The sequence below is a fragment of the Brevibacterium sp. JSBI002 genome, assembly GCF_026013965.1.
GTDB lineage: Bacteria > Actinomycetota > Actinomycetes > Actinomycetales > Brevibacteriaceae > Brevibacterium.
This window is the reverse complement of record NZ_CP110341.1, coordinates 1,795,129-1,810,700: the sequence shown is the minus strand read 5'-3', so window position 1 is coordinate 1,810,700 and position 15,572 is coordinate 1,795,129. Positions and strand designations below refer to the sequence as shown.

The window sequence follows — 15,572 nt, the reverse complement described above, 5'->3', positions numbered from 1 at the left end:
GTCGGGTGCGAATGACTCAGCTCAGGGCATTCGGGCGAGGAACCAATCGGCCGAGCGGATGGCTTTCATAGCCTCCCGCCGGCGTTCCCCGGGCAGAGTTTGAATGTAGACCTGCCCGTCGAGGTGCCCAACCTCGTGTTGGAGCATCTGGGCGAAGACTTCCGCGCCTTCGATCTCGATCGGCTGATTCTTCGCATCCACCCCTCGCACCCGAGCGAATTCGTAGCGGGGGGTGGGGAAGAACAGCCCGGGGACAGAGAGGCAGCCTTCTTCGATGTCACGCAGCTGCCCGCCCAGCTCGACGATCTCCGGGTTGATGACATATCCCGTACGACCGTCGAGGTCGTAGCCGAATGCTCGCAGTCCGACCCCGATCTGCGGAGCGGCGACGGCCGCACGGCCCTCCGGCCGTGCGGTGTCGACGAGGTCGGCTGCCAGAGCTTCGACGTGATCATCGAAGACCGTCACCGGTTCGCACTTGCTGCGGAGCACGGGGTCTCCCCACAGTCGGATCTCGCGTTCAGGCATCGATCACCACGACGAGGTCTCCGCCTTCGAGCTGCTGGACATCGGCGATGGCCACACGGGCGACGGTTCCAGCCGTCTGGGTTGTGATCGTCGCTTCCATCTTCATCGCCTCGATGGTGGCTACGGTGTCGCCGACGGAGACCTTGTCGCCCTCGTGGACCTGCATGGTCACAACTCCGGCGAACGGGCTGCCGACGTGTCCGCTGTTGTTCGGATCGGCCTTCTCCGCAGTCTTGACTTCGCTTTCTACGGAGCGGTCACGCACCTGCAGCGGACGCAGCTGTCCATTGAGGGTGAACATGACCGAACGCATCCCGCGCTCGTCAGTGCCGCCGATGGCCTGGACGCCGATGAGCAGGTTCTTGCCCTTCGCCAGCTCGACGGCATGCTCTTCGCCGCTGGTGAGACCGTAGAGGTACTCGGAGGTCTCGACGACCGAGAGGTCGCCGTAGTTCGAGCGCATCGACTGGAATTCCTTCGTCGGACCGGGGAACAGCAGCTCGTTGAGCTTGTCCTTCCGGTCCCGGCCCGGCGTCTGCAGCGCTTCGGCATCCGCAGGTTCGAGATGCTCGGTGAGCGGCTTGGCGGAACGGCCGGCGAGGGCCTTCGAGCGGAACGGCTCGGGCCATCCGCCCGGAGGATCACCGAGGTCGCCGTTGAGGAACCCGATCACCGAATCCGGAATGTCGAACTTGTCGGGGTTCTCCGCGAACTCCTCGGGCGCAACTCCGGCGCCGACGAGGTGAAGCGCCAGATCGCCGACGACCTTCGAGGACGGGGTGACCTTGACGAGATGGCCGAGAATCGAATCGGCGGCCGCATACATGTGTTCGATGTCCTCGAACCGCTCCCCCAGGCCCAGTGCGACGGCCTGCTGACGCAGGTTCGACAGCTGTCCGCCGGGGATCTCGTGACGGTAGACGCGGCCGGTCGGTCCGGCGAGCCCGGACTCGAACGGTGCGTAGAGCTTGCGCACCGACTCCCAGTAGGGTTCGAGGTTGCTGACGGCGTCGAGGCTGATGCCGGTGTCACGCTCGGTGTTCTCGAAGGCGGCGACGAGCGCGGAGAGACTCGGCTGGCTGGTGGTTCCGGCCATGGCCGCCGAGGCGGCATCGACGGCATCGGCACCGGCGGCGGCAGCAGCATAGAGGGTGGCCAGCTGTCCGCCCGCAGTGTCGTGGGTGTGGACGTGGACGGGCAGGTCGAAGTTCTCCCGCAGAGCAGTCACGAGCTTGACCGTGGCTGCCGGCCGCAGCAGGCCGGCCATGTCCTTGATGGCGAGCACATGGGCTCCGGCGTCGACGATCTGTGCGGCCAGGCGCAGGTAGTAGTCGAGCGTGTAGAGCTCTTCCTTCGGATCGAGGATGTCCGAGGTGTAGCACAGGGCCACCTCGGCCAGTGCCATGTTCGTTCCGCGCACGGCTTCGATGGCCGGACGCATCTGCTCGACGTCGTTGAGAGCGTCGAAGATGCGGAAGATGTCGATGCCCGTGCGGGCCGCCTCATCGACGAATGCGTCGGTGACCTCGGTCGGGTACGGGGTGTAGCCGACGGTGTTGCGTCCGCGCAGAAGCATCTGCAGGTTGATGTTGGGCACCGCGGTGCGAAGGGCTTCGAGACGTTCCCATGGATCCTCGCCGAGGAAGCGCAGAGCCACGTCATAGGTCGCACCGCCCCAGGCCTCGATGCTCAGCAGCTCGGGTGTCATCCGGGAGACGTGCCCGGCCACGGCCAGTAGGTCTCGGGTGCGCACGCGGGTGGCCAGCAGGGACTGGTGGGCGTCGCGGAACGTCGTATCCGTGACGGCCAGGGAACTCTGCTCACGCAGGGCGCGGGCGAAGCCCTCCGGTCCGAGCTCGGCGAGACGGTCGCGGCTGCCCGCTGCGGGCGCCGCGGAGAGGTCGATGCTCGGGAGCTTGTCGCCCGGACGGATGCGCAGACCCGGTTCGCCGTGGGGGCGATTGACCGTGACATCGGCGAGGTAGTCCAGCAGCTTCGATCCGCGGTCGGCGCTCACCCGAGCGTCGAAGAGCTGCGGGCGTTCTTCGATGAAGGACGTGGACAGGTCCCCGGCGACGAACGCGGGATCGTCGAGGACGGCCTGCAGGAAGCCGATGTTCGACGATACGCCGCGGATGCGGAACTCAGCCAGGGCGCGTTTGGCACGGCCGACGGCCTGAGCGAAGTCGCGGCCGCGGCAGGAGAGCTTCACGAGCATCGAGTCGAAGTGGGGGCTGACGGCAGCACCGGCGTGGACGGTTCCGCCGTCGAGGCGCACACCTGCACCACCGGCAGAGCGGTAGGCGGTGATCGTGCCGGTGTCGGGGCGGAAGGAGTTCGCGGGATCCTCGGTGGTGATGCGGCACTGGAGTGCGGCACCCTTGATCCGCATCTCGTCCTGGCGCAGGCCGATCTCTTCTAGGGTGGCCCCGGCGGCGATGCGCATCTGCGAAGCCACGATGTCGACATCGGTGATCTCTTCGGTCACAGTGTGTTCGACCTGGACGCGCGGGTTCATTTCGATGAACACGTGCTTGCCGGCGCGCGGTCCGTCGGTCTCGAGGAGGAATTCCACGGTGCCGGCGTTCTGGTAGCCCAGTGCCTTTGCGAACTTCAGGGCATCTGCGTGCAGGGCGGCCGCGATCTCGGGATCGAGATTCGGGGCCGGAGCGATCTCCACGACCTTCTGGTGGCGGCGCTGCACGGAGCAGTCGCGTTCGAAGAGGTGGATGGCGTTCGAGTCGTTGTCGGCCAGCACCTGGACCTCGATGTGGCGGGGACGCTGCACCGCCTGCTCGATGAAGACCGTGGGGTCGCCGAAGGCGCCTTCGGCTTCGCGCATGGCGGCCTTGAGAGCGTCCTCGAGGTCGGAGGCCTGGGCCACGCGACGCATTCCGCGACCACCGCCGCCGGCGACGGCCTTGACGAAGAGGGGGTATTCCATCGATTCGGCATCGGCGAGCAGCTGTGCGATATCGGCCGAGGGGCGTGTCGAGTCGAGGACCGGGATGCCCGCATTGCGTGCGGCCGCCAGCGCCTGGACCTTGTTTCCGGCCAGTTCGAGCACATCGGCCTTGGGGCCGATGAAGGTGATTCCCGCTTCGGCACAGGCACGCGCCAGATCGGGGTTCTCAGAGAGGAAGCCGTATCCGGGGTAGATGGCGTCGGCGCCGCTTTCCTTCGCCACCCGCAGCATCTCTTCGACGCTGAGGTAGGCGCGGACGGGATGCCCCTCCTCACCGATCATGTAGGCCTCGTCGGCCTTCATGCGGTGTTCGGAGTTGCGGTCCTCATAGGGGAAGACTGCGACGGTGGAGGCTCCGAGCTCATAGGCGGCACGGAACGCACGGACGGCGATCTCTCCGCGGTTGGCCACGAGGACTTTAGAGAACATAGGTGTCTCTCACTTCTGTATCGGCCGCACTGGGCGACTGGTCGACAAGCTGTCGGAAACATACTCTACAAGTGACCTGGAACACCCCTGCGCCCGGGGGTCGACTTTGGACTTAGACGTCAGTCTCGGCGTGGTCGGCACGGCTCGGCAGCCGCCGATACGTTAACGTAGGAGGGTGCTTGTCCTAAGTATCAGCAGCCTCAAAGGCGGAGTCGGTAAGACATCCGTGACGCTCGGTCTGGCCTCGGCGGCCTACAGCAGGGGGATTCCCACCCTGGTCGTCGACATGGACCCGCAAGCGGACTCGTCGACCGGCCTCGATGTGCCGACCTCGACGCGTGTCGACATCGCCGATGTGCTCGCTGCTCCGAAGTCCCAGAAGATCCTGTCCGAGGCGATCATCCCCTCCGGGTGGGTCGGTGACAGGCTCGGCCACCTCGATGTGATCTCCGGATCTCCGCGTGCCGCGGAATTCGATCGGCCTTCGCTGTCCGAGCGCTATCTGCGCCGACTCGAAGATGCCCTGACGCGCATCGCGAAAGGCTACCGACTCGTCCTCATCGACTGTCCGCCCAGCCTCAACGGTCTCACCCGTACGGCGTGGACAGCGAGCAACCGAGTCGCGGTCGTCACCGAGCCCAGCCTGTTCTCCGTGGCAGCTGCCGACCGTGCCCTGCGGGCGACGGACGAACTGCGGCAGCGTGGCGCCTCCGATCTGCAGCCGCTCGGCCTGGTCGTCAATCGGGTGCGTGCCGGTTCGACCGAACATGACTATCGCATCCAGGAGATGCGTGAGATGTTCGGTCCTCTCGTCCTCAATCCGCCTTTGGCCGAACGGGCCGTCATGCAGCAGGCTCAGGGATCGGCGCGTCCGATCCACTCTTGGCCGGGCAAACCCGCCGAAGAAGTCGCTGGCTCATTCGACGCTCTGCTCGAACGTGCACTCCGCTCGGAGAACATCCGCGGTCGGCGCGGTGCCGCCCCGGCGAAGAACGACGCTCAGCAGCCCGAGAAGAAGTGAACGACTAGCTGCCGCTCCCCCAGCATCACGTCGACTGCCGTCGCGGACTCAGGTTCGCGACGGCAGTTCTCTGTTCTCGGGCCCCTCGGACTCATTCGAGGCCACTCTGCACCGAGCCTTTCCGTTCCATACGACAACCGAGGCGGTCCGCTCGAACTGAGCGGACCGCCTCGGTGGTGATGTGAGTACTCTGTCGGCTGTCAGCCGGACTTGCGTGCGCGACGGGCGGCGAGCTCATCCATGGCTTCGAGGGCCGCATCGTCTTCCGGGACTCGTTCGCTCGGGAACTCCGACAGCGAGCCTTCGACTTCGTTCCAGACGCGGCCGACGGCGATGCCGAAGACGCCCTGTCCGCCCTGGAGGAGGTCGACGACCTCATCGGGCGAGGTGCATTCGAAGACGCTGGCACCATCGGACATGAGAGTGATCTGAGAGAGATCGTCGACGCCGCGGGAACGCAGGTGCTCAACCGCTGTGCGGATCGACTGCAGTCCGACGCCGGTGTCGAGGAGTCGCTTGACGATCTTGAGGACGAGGATGTCACGGAAGCTGTAGAGCCGCTGGCTGCCGGATCCGGTCGCATTGCGGATCGACGGGGTCACCAGATCGGTGCGCGCCCAATAGTCGAGGCGACGGTAGCTGATGCCGACGACCTTGCAGACGGTGGGACCGCGGTAGCCGGCCTCTTCATCGAGTACGGGCAGATCATCATCGAACAGCAGCCCTTGGGCTGCTGACGGCATCGGCGTCATGTCGACGCTTTCATGACTTGAGCGGTTCACACCGACTCCTCCTTAAAGTCCCTGGGGGAAGCGAAGGTCGCTTGGAAGGACCGAGAACATAGTCATTCTAGCCCTCTTCCCAGCGAACCTGCAGTGGGATTCAACAACTCCAAGTTATTCTGCCGTCCCGGCCAGGACAAACACCTCGAGGTAACAATTTCCGCGTGTCGCCGTTACCGCAGTATTCGAACATGTCACATGGATGTCATTCAGGCGACCCGGCGCAGGATGAGTCGGGGCCGTCGGGCCTAGTTCGACGAGCTTTCGCCGGCAGATTTCGGCTCGTCCCGGTTCGGAGGATCCGCCTTCTTCGGCTTTGCGCTCGTCAGCAGCTTGGTCTTGACCGTCGACGCATAGGTGTCGACGTATTCCTGCCCGGACAGGCGCATGATCTCGTACATGATCTCGTCGGTGACCGACCGCAGCATGAAACGGTCGACGGGAAGACCCGCATACTTCGAGAAGTCCATCGGTGCGCCGAAGACGACTCCGACACGCCGGAGCTTGGGAATGAGGCGACCGGCAGGCTGCAGCTTGTCCGTGCCGATGATCGCCACGGGAACCACAGGTGCGCCGGACTCGAGGACGAGACGCGCAATGCCGGTGCGTCCGCGATAGAGCTTTCCGTCGGGCGAACGAGTGCCTTCGGGATAGATGCCCAGTGAGTTGCCCTCGCGGAGGACCTTCAGACCCGACTCGAGCGAAGCCTGGGATCCCGATCCGCCTCCGCGGTCCATTGGGAGCTGATTGTTGAGCTTGAAGAACCACCGAGTCACCGCACCCTTGATTCCGCGACCGGTGAAGTAGTCCTTCTTCGCCAGATAGACGACGGGACGCGGAGCGAGCAGCGGAACGAAGATCGAGTCCATGAAGTGGTTGTGATTTCCTGCGATGATCGCCGGGCCCTCGGACGGCAGATTGTCCAGGCCCCGCACCCACGGACGGAAGAGGATCCGCAGGATGGGTCCGGCGAGGACTCGCTTGAGAAACCAGTAGAACACGCGCACCCTTCCGACTACGACTCTTTGTCGTCCTCGGCAATCATATATCGACACGAACGGTGAACAGCGAAGTCCGTCGCGGACTCATCCGTGCCATGCTGGGAGCATGGAGATCGATTTCACACTCGGGGCGGATCCGACGGCCGCCTATCGCAGCCTCGACAGCGGTTCAGCGTCGGCGGTTCTCTTTCTGCACGGACTCACCGGTTCGCCCGTCTCCTGGGTGCCGATCGCCCGCGCGATCGCGGCGGAGGGCATCGACGTCAGCGTCCCCCAACTGCCCGGTCACGGCACCTCTTGGCAGGACATGGACGCTACGGGATGGTCCGATTGGCTCGGCGAGGCGCGCACAGAGCTGGGTCGGCTGCAGGCCGACCACGAGCGTGTCGTCGTCGCCGGGCTGTCGATGGGTGGGGCCCTGGCACTTGCCCTGGCGGCGGCAGAGGGCGCACCCGACGAGATCGTCGTGGTCAATCCTGCTCTCTTCATCGACTCTCCCTTCGCTCCCCTGCTGCCGGTGCTCAGGCACGTCGTGCGCACGATTCCGTCGATCGGCGGCGACATCGCCCACCCGGACCGCGATGAGTACGCCTATGAGCGGACGCCGGTGGCGCCTCTGGCGACGTTCCATCGTGCGCTGCGGACACTGCGCGACGATCTGTGGAAAGTCACCTGTCCCGTCACGGCTATGATCTCCGGTGAGGACAACGTCGTGAGTCCGCGAACGCTGCGGGCGCTGCGATCGGACCTTCCGCACCCGCCGAAGATCGTCGCCCTCCGCCGGTCCCGCCATGTGGCGACCCTCGATTTCGATGCGAACACCATCGCCGAGGCAGTCCTGCAGACGGTCTCCACCGAAGAGACCGTGGTCTGTCAGTCCGTGGCCGGGGAATAGCTGAGGCCGCGGAATTGCTGATTCAGGTATGAACGACGAGGGCACCGCTTCGACTCCCGACGACGAGGGCCGGGAGGACTGGCGACGAGACGTTCCCGATCCGGAGAGGATCGGGCACGACCGCTCGCGCATCAGCGACGCGGACTGGGACGACCTCGTCCGGCAGATCGCAGAACCCTCGGCGACGATGGGTGATATGCCCGCCGAGGATGTTCGCGACGCCCTCGAGGACACCGAGCATTGGGAGCGTGAACCGGCGGAGCCGATCGGGTGGCGCACCGCTTCGCCCACCCTGGTGCTGTCCTGGGCCGCGGCTCTCGGCGCGGTCGTTCTCCTGCTCGTCGGCGTGATCTTCTTCAGGCCGCTGCCCGGGTGGTACCTGCTCATCGGTCTGGCCGTCGGCATCGGCGGCGCGGTCGGTCTGTTCTTCCATCTGCCGAGCCATCGTTCCGCCGACGACGGCGACGGATCCTCGGTGTGAGCGATGCTGACCGCTTCGTGTCAGCGGCACCTGAGAGACTGGGCATCATGACCGTCCCCTTCGACCGCGCACCCAGCGCACTGCACAACACTCAGCTGTCCTTCGACAGCCTCGGAACTCCCCTGTCCGACGTCACCTTCGTCATCGTCGACCTCGAAACGACAGGCACCCGAGCCGGGCAGTCGGAGATCACCGAGATCGGCGCGGTCAAGACGCGCGGCGGCGAGGTCATCGGCGAGTTCCAGACCCTGGTCAAACCGGAACACTCCGTGATCAGCCCGTTCGTGGCCCGGCTCACCGGCATCACTCATGCGATGGTCGATGATGCACCCCCGATCAGCTCGGTCCTGCCGAGCTTTCTGGAATTCTCCGTCGGTGCGGTGCTGGTGGCACACAACGCGCCCTTCGACATCGGATTCCTCCGCTCGGCCTGCGAACGCCTCGACTACCACTGGCCGGCGCCCACAGTCCTCGATACCGTCACGCTGGCCCGGCGCGTCGTCGGCCGCGACGAAGTGCGCAACCACAAACTCTCGACGCTCGCCGCTCATTTCGGCACTCAGGTCGAGCCCGATCACCGTGCGCTCTCCGACGCACGTGCCACCGGCGAGCTCCTCCACCACCTGTTCGAACGATTCGGCGGCTACGGTGTGACGACGCTGGAGGAGCTGTCGACCGTCAGACAGTCGGGGTGGGCGAAGCGTCAGGCGAAATCCCATCTGGCCAAGGACGTCCCCCCGGAGCCCGGCGTCTACATGTTCCTCGATGGCACTCGCCGTGTGCTCTACATCGGCAAGTCCGGAAATATGGCCAGGCGGGTGCGCGGGTACTTCAACGCCTCGGAGAACCGTGGCCGCATGGCCGAGATGATCACCGCGGCACAGGAGGTCAGCTGCCTGCCCTGCGCCCACGCGCTGGAAGCCGAAGTCCGCGAGATCCGTCTCATCGGAGAGCTGGCGCCGCCGTACAACCGACGGTCGAAGAACCCTGAACGCAATTCGTGGATCGTGCTCAGCGATGAGCTCTTCCCCCGACTGTCGGTGGTTCGGGCGAACTCGGCGCTCGAACGCTCCCCCGCTCCGCCGCTGGGACCGTTCCGGTCACGGAAGTCGGCACAGGCTGTCAAGGAACTCCTCGACACCCTCTACCCGGTCAAGAGGTGCACGGCGACGATCACGCAGCGCAGCCTCGGCGAACATCGTCCCTGTGTGAGTGCGCAGGTGGGTCAGTGCGGCGGTCCCTGCGCTGGGATCAACGATGTCGATGATTATCGGAGTTCGATCCGCGAACTCTTCGCTCTGCTCGGTGGGGACCTGTCCTCACTGCATCGCTTGGCCGCTGAGCGGATGCAGCGACTGTCCGGAGAGGCCCGGTTCGAAACGGCCGCCGAGGTTCGTGACGCAATGCGTTCGGCGGTGTCCACCGCGGCGCGGGCCGAACAGGTCACGGCTCTGCGGAGAGTTCCCGAACTGATTGCGGCGGCCCCCGGTTTCGACTCAGGCTGGGACCTGGCGATCATCCGTCACGGGAAACTCGCCGGTGCCGGCCATGTGTCGACCAGGCAGGCCATGGGAGATTCCCTGTCGGCGCTGCATTCGACGGCCGAATGGGTCCCTGCCCCCGGAGCGCTTCCGCAGGAGACAGACTCGCTTGCGGAGGAGTCGCGACTGCTGGCCGGCTGGCTGGAGACCGCCGAGCTCGTCTCCGTGACTCCCTCAGGCGGTCATGGCTGGTCGCTGCCCCGACAGGGAGCGACCAGCCATGCACTCAGCTCAGGAGCGGTTCGTCTCAGCGACTCTGTGTGAGACGTCGATGAGCTGTTGGAGCTTGTTCGCGCCGCCCCCGTTGTCGATCGTCTCCGTCGCAGTCTCGAGTTTGAGGGCCAAACGCTCCGTGAAGGTGCCTACAGCCGACTCGTCGGCGGCGACGAGAGCCGCCGCGGCGTTGATGGCCACGATGTCGCGCACTGCCGATCGTTCGCCGTCGAGGACTGCGCGCGTGATGGCCGCGTTCTCATTCGGACCGCCGCCGCGCAGATCGTCCTTCGTCGCCCGCTCGATGCCGAGGTCGAGGGCGTCGAAGGTCGTGTGTTCGATCTCGCCGTGACGGACTTCCCACACATCGTTGACATCGGTGTTGCTCAGCTCGTCGAGACCATCACGCGACCGGAACACCACGGCCTGGTGCCCGCGCTTGGCCAGCGTGCCGACGACGAGCGGGGCCATCTGGGCATCGGCGACGCCGATGGCCGTATGCCTGGCCCGAGCCGGGTTCGTCAGGGGGCCGAGGATATTGAACGCGGTGGGGACGTTGATCTGACGCCGCACTGCAGCGACGAACTGCATCGACGGGTGGAACACGTTGGCGAAGCAGAAGGCCAGTCCGACCTCTTGGGCGATCTGACCGGTCTGTTCGGGGGTGATGTCGAACCGCACGCCGAGCGCTTCGAGTACATCGGCCGATCCCGACGCCGAGGATGTCGCGCGGTTTCCGTGCTTGACGACCCGCTGCCCGGTGGCGGAGATGATCATGGCCGCGGTCGAGGAGATGTTCGCCGTCTTCGCGCGGTCGCCTCCGGTGCCGACGATGTCGACGGAGTCTTCGAGTCCCGGCAGGGGCACGGCATGGTCCATCATCGCCGCCACGAGGCCGGCGATCTCCTCGACGGTCTCGCCCTTCGTGTGGTGTGCTGCGAGAAATGCGGCCATTGTCACATCCGGAGTCTTGCCCGACATGATCTGATCCATCGCCCAAGCCGCCTGGTCTCCATCGAGGTCCTGCTGGTGCATGAGAGCCATGAGCAGGTCGGGCCAGTTCTCAGCAGCCGCCGGAACCGTGGTGCGGGCCTCGGAAGCCTGAGCTGCCGGGGTGGTCAAGGGCGTGGAATCGGTCATCCGTCTGAACTCTCACTAGGGGCTGCCGCCGCCCCGAAGAACAGGGCGGACCTTACCTGCGGCATACTATCGCGACTTCGACACGCGGGCGGAAGCGGCTTCCGAAACGAGATTTCGGCACCAGATCGCGGTTTTTGCTACGTCGTGTAGAAATTTCTTCCTCGAAACCTGGGTAAAAGATGAAAACTCACCCCGAGACGGGTAATAATGGGGTTGTGTCAACTGCCACTGCATCTCAAACAGCGCCAGCACATCCGGTTGTCAATCGTCCGAATGTGACCACGGTGGGCTTCATCGTGTTCCTCGCGAGCGACCTGATGTTCTTTGCCGCGCTCTTCGCCATGTACTTCACCGTCCGATCCGTTGTTCCGGAGCTGTGGGAGGCGAGGACCCAGATCCTCGACATCCCCTACGCTCTCGGCAACACGTTGATCCTGGTGTCGTCTTCGTTCACCTGCCAGATCGGTGTGTTCGCTGCCGAGCGGTTCCGCCCTCGGCGGACCGGCTCGCTGTTCAACATCGCCAAATGGGGAATGGTCGAGTGGTTCTACCTCACCTTCGCCCTGGGCGCGATCTTCGTCTCCGGTCAGGTCATGGAGTACGCGACCCTCGTCAGCGAGGGCATCTCGATCAGCTCCGACGGCTACGGCTCCGTCTTCTACCTGACCACGGGCTTCCACGGCATTCACGTGACAATCGGACTCATCTGCTTCCTGCTCGTCATCGGACGCGCCTATGGAGCGAAGAAGTTCGGTCACCACGAAGCCACATTCGCAATCTGCGTGTCCTACTACTGGCACTTCGTCGATGTCGTCTGGATCGGTCTGTTCGGCATCATCTACCTGCTCCAGTAGCCGGCCTGAGATGCTCGGCCCCCAGGACTCACAACACTTCAAGCAAAGGACGATCAAGTGAAGCTTCTAGCAGATCGCCGCAGACATCCCATGGCGCTGGTCGCGCTTCTTCTCGTGGGACTGCTGCTGACCGGCGGAGCCTATGCACTCTTCACGCAGACTTCGAGCGCCAAGGCGGACACGGCCAGCGCCTCTGATATCGAAGAAGGCAAGAAACTCTTCGCGGCCAACTGTGCCACCTGTCACGGCATGAACGCCGAAGGTTCGAAGGCCGGTCCCGGTCTCATCGGCGTCGGCGCTGCTGCTGTGGACTTCCAGGTCGGCACCGGACGCATGCCGCTGCAGGCCAACGGCCCGCAGGCTCGCGTCAAGGAACCGCAGTTCGACGAAGAGCAGACTGCTCAGATCGCTGCCTACGTTGCCTCGCTCGGCCCCGGGCCGGCAGTTCCCGAAGACGAGTACCTCGATGCTTCGAAGGGTGACCCCGCTGCCGGCGGCGGTCTGTTCCGCACCAACTGCGCCATGTGCCACAACGTGGTCGGCTCCGGTGGTGCGCTGACCCGCGGCAAGTACGCACCGAACCTGTCCGAAGTCTCCGAGAAGCACCTCTACGAAGCGATGCAGACCGGCCCGCAGAACATGCCGATCTTCAACGACGCGAACCTGACTCCCGAAGACAAGCGCGATGTCATCGCCTACGTCAAGGAAGTCTCGGACAACCCCTCCCCCGGCGGATTCAAGCTCGGATCGCTGGGTCCAGTGGCAGAGGGCCTGTTCATCTGGTTCTTCGGACTTGCTGCCGTCATCGGTCTGACAGTGTGGCTGTCATCCAGGGCCAAGTGAGTCTGACAGTGTCGTTCACCATCAATTACGAGAATAGACGGGGAATTCAATGACCTCGAAAGAGCACTCCGGCGGCGGCAGCCAGCTCGAGGAGTTGAACGGGTTCACGAACCCAGGTCTGCCCGAGCACAAACCGCGCTTGGCCGATTCGGACCCACGTGCCGAGAAGATCGCCGAACGACAGGTAGCCGCCTGGTTCATCCTCTCGATGATCGGAACCATCTGGTTCATCGTGGCGTACTTCCTGTTCACTCCGGGCGAATCGATGCAGAGCATCCGCCTCCACAACATGTTCGTCGGCCTCGGCGCCGCTGTCGCGATGTTCTCCATCGGCTTCGGCGCAGTGCTCTGGGCCAAGAACCTCATGAGCGATCATGAGGGCATCGACGAACGCCATGACATCGGCGGCAGCGAAGAGGATCAGGCGATTGCGCTCGAGATCCTCCACCAGGCCAAGGAAGAGTCGGGCATCGCCCGCCGTCCGCTGCTGCGCAACACCCTCATCGCGGCGCTGGCGATCGCTCCGCTGCCCGCAGTCCTCGTCTTCCGCGACCTCGGTCCGCTGCCGGGCGACAAGATGTTCAACACGCTCTGGCAGAAGGGCACTCGCCTCATCCGCGATGTCGGCGGAATCCCCTCGGTCGATTCCGAACGTCCGATCAAGGCTGACGAAGTCACAATCGGCTCGGCCTACCACGTCCTGCCTTCGGGCATCGGCGACGAGGAGGTCAGCGAGCACCCGCTGGACGAGAAGGCCAAAGCGGCCGTGCTTCTCATGCGCATTGATCCCAAGGAACTCAAAGAGGATCCGGATCGCAAGGATTGGTCGTACGACGGCATCGTCGCCTACTCGAAGATCTGCACCCACGTCGGCTGCCCCGTCGCACTGTACGAGCACCAGACGCACCACCTGCTGTGCCCCTGCCACCAGTCGACCTTCGACGTGACGGAACACTGCAAGGTCATCTTCGGCCCGGCCAAACGACCGCTTCCTCAGCTGCCCATCACCGTGGACAGCGAAGGCTACCTGGTTGCCCAGTCGGACTTCCCTGAGCCTGTCGGACCTACGTTCTGGGAGATCAACCACCCATGAGTACTACACAGCCAACCACCACCATCGGGAAGGCGGCGAACTTCGCCGAAACCCGCGTCGGGGCATCTGTCCTCGTGCGCGAGTTCGGTCGCAAGATCTTCCCCTCCCACTGGTCGTTCATGCTCGGCGAGGTTGCTCTCTACAGCTTCATCATCGTCGTCCTGTCCGGAACGTTCCTCACGTTCTTCTTCCAGCCGGCCATGGGTGAACTTCACTATGACGGACCCTGGCTGCCGCTGCGCGGAGTTGAGATCTCCGAAGCCTATGACTCGACACTCGCAATCTCCCTGGAGATCCGCGGCGGTCTGTTCATCCGACAGATGCACCACTGGGGTGCGCTGCTCTTCGTCGCCGCATTGAGCGTCCACATGCTTCGTGTGTTCTTCACCGGCGCTTTCCGTCGTCCGCGTGAGCTCAACTGGGTCGTCGGTGTTCTGCTCGTCATCATGGGCATGGCTGCCGGCTTCACCGGCTACTCGCTCCCCGATGACCTGCTCTCGGGCAACGGCCTGCGAATCATCGACGGCATCCTGAAGTCGCTGCCGCTCGTGGGAACCTATATCTCGTTCTTCCTCTTCGGCGGAGAGTTCCCGGGCATCGACATCGTGGCCCGTCTCTACACCCTGCACATCATGATCGTGCCGGCCCTGCTCATCGCGCTCATCGGCATCCACCTGATGTTCGTCGTCGTACACAAGCACACCCAGTACCCGGGTGCAGGAAATACGGAGAAGAACGTCGTCGGAGAACCGGTTCTGCCGACCTTCGCGGCCAAGGGCGGAGGATTCTTCTTCCTCATCTTCGGTCTGCTCTCGCTCATCTCGGCCTTGTTCACGATCAACCCGATCTGGAACTACGGTCCGTACGATCCCTCCCCGGTCTCGGCTGGTACCCAGCCTGACTGGTACATCGGCTGGGCCGACGGATTCCTCCGCATCGTTCCGGGCTGGTTCGAGTTCTACATCTTCGGATGGCCGATCTCGTTCAACATCAACAGTGCCGTGCTCGTCATGGGCGGCGTGTTCGCTGTCATGTTCATCTATCCGTTCTTCGAGGCGTGGCTGCAGAAGGACCATCGAGAGCACCACATCCTCGATCGTCCCCGCAATAACCCGACTCGCACCGCCATCGGCGTTGCCGGAATCATCTTCTACTGCAACATGTGGGCGGCTGCATCGGGTGACATCATCGCTGTGTTCTTCCAGATGTCGCTCAACGATATGATCTACATCTTCCGATTCCTGTTCTTCTTCGGACCGATCATCGGTTACATCATCACCAAGCGCATGTGCCTCGCACTTCAGCGCAAGGACCGCGAGATCGCTCTGCACGGTAGGGAGACGGCTCATATCATCCGTCTGCCCCACGGTGAGTTCCTCGAACGCCACGAGGCTCTTCCCCCGCACAAGCTGTGGAAGATCACCGCATTCGAGTCGCCGACCTACATTCCGGCCGAGCCGAACGCCGAGGGCAAGATCACGGGAATGGAGAAGCTGCGTGCACGTCTGTCTCGCTTCTTCTTCGAAGATCGTGTGTCGCCTGTGACGAAGCAGGAACTCGAAGCTTCGCACCACGACCACGACGCTGTCGAGGGTTCGAACAACAAGGAACTCGGACACTGACAGGTTCGACAAGCCAGATACGAGGGGCTCAGCAGTTCAACTGCTGAGCCCCTCGCTCTATTCACAGAAGAAGCGCTCAGTCGTCACTCCCCGTCACCTACTCCGTCTTCCTCCTACGGATTTGGCGATCTGCAGCTGAACCTGTCTGTCTCAGTGTCTGCTCG

At 64.1% G+C, this 15,572-nt stretch carries 13 protein-coding genes; 8 read left to right on the top strand and 5 right to left on the bottom strand.

Features of this window, described 5'->3' with window-relative positions; genetic code table 11:
• Positions 1 to 21: 21 nt before the first annotated feature.
• On the bottom strand, positions 22 to 528 hold the full coding sequence (locus LJ362_RS08310) for a peptide deformylase (RefSeq protein WP_264801700.1): 507 nt from the start codon (positions 526 to 528) through the stop codon (positions 22 to 24).
• Positions 521 to 3,922: a pyruvate carboxylase gene (locus LJ362_RS08305; protein ID WP_264801699.1), complete on the bottom strand. Its 3,402-nt coding sequence runs from the start codon at positions 3,920 to 3,922 to the stop codon at positions 521 to 523. The genes LJ362_RS08310 and LJ362_RS08305 overlap by 8 nt, the downstream gene beginning before the upstream one ends.
• 175 nt (positions 3,923 to 4,097) lie before the next feature.
• Here LJ362_RS08305 and LJ362_RS08300 point away from each other — a divergent pair, with 175 nt between their 5' ends.
• Positions 4,098 to 4,943 carry a ParA family protein gene (locus LJ362_RS08300; RefSeq protein ID WP_264801696.1) on the top strand — a complete coding sequence of 282 codons (846 nt, stop codon included), beginning with the start codon at positions 4,098 to 4,100 and terminating at the stop codon, positions 4,941 to 4,943.
• A 200-nt stretch (positions 4,944 to 5,143) separates the two neighbouring features.
• Here the strand turns inward: LJ362_RS08300 and LJ362_RS08295 are convergent, their stop codons facing one another.
• Together LJ362_RS08295 and LJ362_RS08290 are read right to left on the bottom strand one after the other, a co-directional pair.
• On the bottom strand, positions 5,144 to 5,725 hold the full coding sequence (locus LJ362_RS08295; RefSeq protein WP_101544153.1) for a MerR family transcriptional regulator: 582 nt from the start codon (positions 5,723 to 5,725) through the stop codon (positions 5,144 to 5,146).
• Positions 5,726 to 5,973: 248 nt separating this feature from the next.
• A complete protein-coding gene (locus LJ362_RS08290) occupies positions 5,974 to 6,726 on the bottom strand; it encodes a lysophospholipid acyltransferase family protein (RefSeq protein WP_264801802.1) in 753 nt (250 codons plus the stop codon).
• A gap of 106 nt (positions 6,727 to 6,832) precedes the next feature.
• Between LJ362_RS08290 and LJ362_RS08285 the strand changes: the two genes are divergently transcribed.
• From LJ362_RS08285 to LJ362_RS08275, 3 genes are read left to right on the top strand one after another with little or no spacing between them, the layout of a single operon-like run.
• A complete protein-coding gene (locus LJ362_RS08285; protein WP_264801695.1) occupies positions 6,833 to 7,621 on the top strand; it encodes an alpha/beta hydrolase in 789 nt (262 codons plus the stop codon).
• Positions 7,622 to 7,649: 28 nt separating this feature from the next.
• Positions 7,650 to 8,102, top strand: coding sequence for a hypothetical protein (locus LJ362_RS08280; protein WP_264801694.1), 453 nt, complete (start codon positions 7,650 to 7,652; stop codon positions 8,100 to 8,102).
• Positions 8,103 to 8,149: 47 nt separating this feature from the next.
• Entirely contained in the window at positions 8,150 to 9,907 is a 1,758-nt protein-coding gene (locus LJ362_RS08275) for a DEDD exonuclease domain-containing protein (protein ID WP_264801692.1), read from the top strand.
• Here LJ362_RS08275 and trpD read toward each other — a convergent pair.
• Positions 9,875 to 10,996, bottom strand: coding sequence for an anthranilate phosphoribosyltransferase (gene trpD, locus LJ362_RS08270; protein WP_264801691.1), 1,122 nt, complete (start codon positions 10,994 to 10,996; stop codon positions 9,875 to 9,877). The two genes, LJ362_RS08275 and trpD, sit on opposite strands and share 33 nt — an antisense overlap.
• 284 nt (positions 10,997 to 11,280) lie before the next feature.
• Between trpD and LJ362_RS08265 the strand changes: the two genes are divergently transcribed.
• From LJ362_RS08265 to LJ362_RS08250, 4 genes are read left to right on the top strand one after another with little or no spacing between them, the layout of a single operon-like run.
• Positions 11,281 to 11,850: a heme-copper oxidase subunit III gene (locus LJ362_RS08265; protein ID WP_264801801.1), complete on the top strand. Its 570-nt coding sequence runs from the start codon at positions 11,281 to 11,283 to the stop codon at positions 11,848 to 11,850.
• 57 nt (positions 11,851 to 11,907) lie between these two features.
• Entirely contained in the window at positions 11,908 to 12,693 is a 786-nt protein-coding gene (locus LJ362_RS08260; protein ID WP_101544143.1) for a c-type cytochrome, read from the top strand.
• 49 nt (positions 12,694 to 12,742) lie between these two features.
• Positions 12,743 to 13,786 carry a ubiquinol-cytochrome c reductase iron-sulfur subunit gene (locus tag LJ362_RS08255; RefSeq protein WP_264801690.1) on the top strand — a complete coding sequence of 348 codons (1,044 nt, stop codon included), beginning with the start codon at positions 12,743 to 12,745 and terminating at the stop codon, positions 13,784 to 13,786.
• Positions 13,783 to 15,408 (top strand): cytochrome b, encoded by a 1,626-nt coding sequence (locus LJ362_RS08250; protein ID WP_264801689.1) that lies wholly within the window; start codon positions 13,783 to 13,785, stop codon positions 15,406 to 15,408. The genes LJ362_RS08255 and LJ362_RS08250 overlap by 4 nt, the downstream gene beginning before the upstream one ends.
• Positions 15,409 to 15,572: the final 164 nt, after the last annotated feature.